Raw genomic sequence first — 3,622 nt, 5'->3', positions numbered from 1 at the left:
CTTCGCGGTGTGGCAGCGCGCATGGCTGACCGGCGCGACCCTGGACGCGCAACTCGACTACTGGCGGCAGGAGTTGACCGGAGTCGGTCGGTGTTCAGGTCGAACTTGCCGTTCGCCTTGGTCACTCCGAACATGTACGTCGCCCAGATCTGCGCCGGGTAGCCGCCACCGTTGATACGGCCGCCGCCGGTGGTGATCAGGCCGGTCGCGCCGGTCAGCGGGACCTGGGCGTGGGTCTTGGCGTCCTCGCCGAACAGGCCCACCGAGGTGACCAGGTCGGGCGTGTAGCCGGTGAACCAGGCCGACTTGTTGTTGTCGGACGTACCCGTCTTGCCCGCGACCTGCTGCCCGTCGCGTTTGCTGTTCTCGGCCACCGACACCTTCGCCGTACCGTCGTCGACCACACCGGTCAGCACCGAGGACACCGTGTCGGCGGCCTGGCGCGGGATGACCTGGGAGCCGATCGGGTTCGGCATGGTGACCGTGCGCGTGTTGTGCGCGACCGACTTGACGATCGCCGGGGTGACCTTCTTGCCGTGGTTGTCGAAGGTGGCGTAGACGCCGGCCATCTCCATCGGGCTCGCACCCATGGTGCCCAGGGTCTGCGCCGGTACGGCCTTCAGGTCCCCGGTGTCCATGCCCAGCTCGCCCGCGGTCTTCATGACCTTGTCCATGCCTACGTCGACACCGAGCTGTGCGAAGACCGAGTTGATCGACTTGTTCATCGCCGTCTGGACGGTGACCTTGCCGTAGTTCTGGTCGTCCTCGTTCTGCGGCGCGAACCCGATGTCGCTGCCCACGACCGGGCGCTTGCTGGTGCCGTCGTAGAGCGTGTTCGTCGTGATCTGCTTGCCGCTCTGCGTCTTGGCCTCGTCGGCCAGGGCCGCGGCCAGGATCACCGGCTTGAAGGTGGAGGCGGGCTGGTAGTCGGTGCGGGTCGCATTGTTCCTGTAGTGCTCGGTGTAGCCGGCGCCGCCGTACATCGCCACGACCGCACCCGTCTTCGGGTTCACGGACACCGCGCCGGGCTGGACGTTGCCGTCGACCTTGCGCTTCTTCTTGTCCAGCTTGCTGGTCAGCTGGGACTTGACCGACTTCTCCAGCTGGGCCTGCTTCTTCTTGTCGATGTTGAGCGTGATCGTCCAGCCGCCCGCGCTGACCAGTGTCTCGGCGTCCTTGGCATTGGCGGCCTGACCACTGGAGATCAGCTGCTTCTCCAGCGCCGCGTCGGCCTCGGTCACCATGTAGCCGACCTGGCCCTCCATGCCGGCCTCGGCCTTGGGCGCCTTGGGGACCGGGAACTTCATGGCCTCGCGCTTGGTGGAACTCAGCCAGTCCTGCCCGACCATGTTGTCCAGGACGTAGTTCCAGCGCGCCTGCACCAGCTTCTTGCCGGTGTCGCTCGCGATCGCCCAGTCGTACTGGTTCGGCGCCTGCAGCAGCGCGGCGAGATAGGCGCCCTGCTCGACCGAGAGGTCCTTGGCGTCGACGCGGTAGTAGGCCTGGGCGGCGGCCTGGATGCCGTAGGCGCCGCGGCCGTAGTAGCTGGTGTTGATGTACCCGGCGAGGATGTAGTCCTTGGACTTCTCGCGGTCCAGCTTCAGCGAGATGACCATTTCCTTCAGCTTGCGCGTGACGGTCTGGTCCTGCGTCAGGTAGAAGTTCTTGACGTACTGCTGGGTGATCGTCGAACCGCCCTGCGCGCCCTTGCCGGACAGCGTGTTGAGCAGGCCGCGCGCGGTGCCCTTGAGGTCGACGCCGGCATCCTGGTAGAAGGTCTTGTTCTCGGCGGCGACGAACGTCTCCTGGACGGGCTTGGGCACCTGCGAGAGGTCCACGTTCTCGCGGTTGACCTTGCCCTTGCGGACCATGATCGAGCCGTCGCTGTACTTGTAGACGTTGCTCTGCAGCTTCGCGTCGGCGTTGCCCGCGGGGATGCTGATCATCATGTAGAGCACGATGAACGCGCCGATACCGAGCAGGCAGAAGCCGAGGAACGTACCGAGGATCTTCTTCCAGGTGAAGAGCCTGCGTATGAAGCTCTTTCCGTCCTTGGCGCCCGCGCCTTCCTTGGCGCCCATGCCGTCCGCCCCCGACGAGCGGCGGGTCTTGGGCGCCGCGCGGTGGCCACCACGTTGGCGCGCTCGTCGCTCTTCCGCTCGTCCCATGAGTCCGTTCCGCTCCGCTTCGCTCTCTTGTGCTCTGGTGTCACACAGGTTCGCCCGTCAAGTCAGCTCAGAAAGCTAACACCAGGAGTTGTGACAAAGGGCTGTCGATCCGGTCCATTACGGACGTGACAATCAGCACCCGTCCTTATGGAACCGACGTACGAGAGGGGTTGAGGGTTGCTGTAGTAGGGTAATTTGATATCAGATTGCTAGAACCGAGATATGGGGGATCACCATGACCACGGACACGCCCGCGGACGTACCCGACATGCCCGCCCCGCACGTGCGCGAGTTCACCGCGCACAGCATCGGCGGCGGACTCGCGCTCGTCCTCGGCCTGGCCGGGCTGCTCGTCTCCGCCGGGCTGCTGGTCGGGGCCGGTGCGGTCGACGCGGGCGGCGTCAAGGCCGCGCTGATCATCGGCGGCATCTTCGTGCTGCTCGCCGCGTTCATCGCGATGCGCGGGCTGAACACGGTGGCGCCGGGCGAGGCGCGGGTCGTGCAGCTCTTCGGGCGGTACCGGGGGACGATCCGGCAGGACGGGCTGCGCTGGGTGAACCCCTTCACCTCCCGCACCAGGATCTCGACCCGCGTCCGCAACCACGAGACCATGGTCCTCAAGGTCAACGACGCCTACGGCAACCCGATCGAGCTCGCCGCGGTCGTCGTGTGGAAGGTCCGCGACACCGCGCAGGCCACCTTCGAGGTGGACGACTACACCGAGTTCGTCGCCACCCAGACCGAGACGGCCGTACGGCACATCGCCATCGAGTACCCCTACGACGCCCACGACGAGGGCGGGCTCTCGCTGCGCGGGAACGCCGAGGAGATCACCGAGAAGCTCGCCGTCGAACTGAGCGCCCGTGTCGAGGCGGCCGGCGTCCAGATCATCGAGTCCCGCTTCACGCATCTCGCGTACGCCCCCGAGATCGCCTCGGCGATGCTCCAGCGGCAGCAGGCCGGTGCGGTCGTCGCGGCCCGGCGGCAGATCGTCGACGGGGCGGTGGGCATGGTCGAGGCCGCGCTGGCCCGGATCACCGAGCAGGACATCGTGGAGCTGGACAACGAACGGAAGGCCGCGATGGTGTCCAACCTGCTCGTAGTGCTCTGCGGGGACCGGGCGCCGCAGCCCGTGCTGAACACGGGGACCCTGTACCAGTGACCGAACCTTCCGAGGCCTCCCAGGCGAAGCGCCGGCCGCAGCAGGAGCGCAAGCAGGTGCTGCTGCGGCTGGACCCGGCCGTGTACGAGGCGGTCGCGCGGTGGGCCGGGGACGAACTGCGGTCCGCCAACGCGCAGATCGAGTTCCTGCTGCGGCGGGCTCTCGCGGAGGCCGGGCGACTTCCCGGCGAAGCCGGACCGCTGCCCCGTCGTGGCCGGCCTCCTGGGGGCTCCGCCCGGACCAGCCCAGCCGTAGCCCCTGCACGGCCAGCCCGAGCGACATCCCTGTGAAC

The 3,622-nt window shown here is 67.3% G+C and carries 2 protein-coding genes and 1 pseudogene (1 of these 3 only partly in view); 2 read left to right on the top strand and 1 reads right to left on the bottom strand.

The window, feature by feature from the left end; genetic code table 11:
• Nucleotides 1-2,168 (bottom strand): annotated as a pseudogene (locus ACFWP5_RS46495) (transglycosylase domain-containing protein) (it extends 259 nt beyond the left edge of the window).
• A 235-nt stretch (nucleotides 2,169-2,403) separates the two neighbouring features.
• On the opposite strand from ACFWP5_RS46495, the gene ACFWP5_RS46490 reads away from it, so the two are divergent.
• Both ACFWP5_RS46490 and ACFWP5_RS46485 read left to right on the top strand, forming a co-directional pair.
• Nucleotides 2,404-3,330: an SPFH domain-containing protein gene (locus ACFWP5_RS46490; RefSeq protein ID WP_384171454.1), complete on the top strand. Its 927-nt coding sequence runs from the start codon at nucleotides 2,404-2,406 to the stop codon at nucleotides 3,328-3,330.
• Entirely contained in the window at nucleotides 3,327-3,620 is a 294-nt protein-coding gene (locus ACFWP5_RS46485) for a hypothetical protein (protein ID WP_384171451.1), read from the top strand. Before ACFWP5_RS46490 ends, ACFWP5_RS46485 begins: the two co-directional genes overlap by 4 nt.
• Nucleotides 3,621-3,622: the final 2 nt, after the last annotated feature.

This window comes from Streptomyces sp. NPDC058469, from assembly GCF_042721125.1.
Lineage (GTDB): Bacteria > Actinomycetota > Actinomycetes > Streptomycetales > Streptomycetaceae > Streptomyces.
This window is presented reverse-complemented; position numbering and strand designations above follow the sequence as displayed.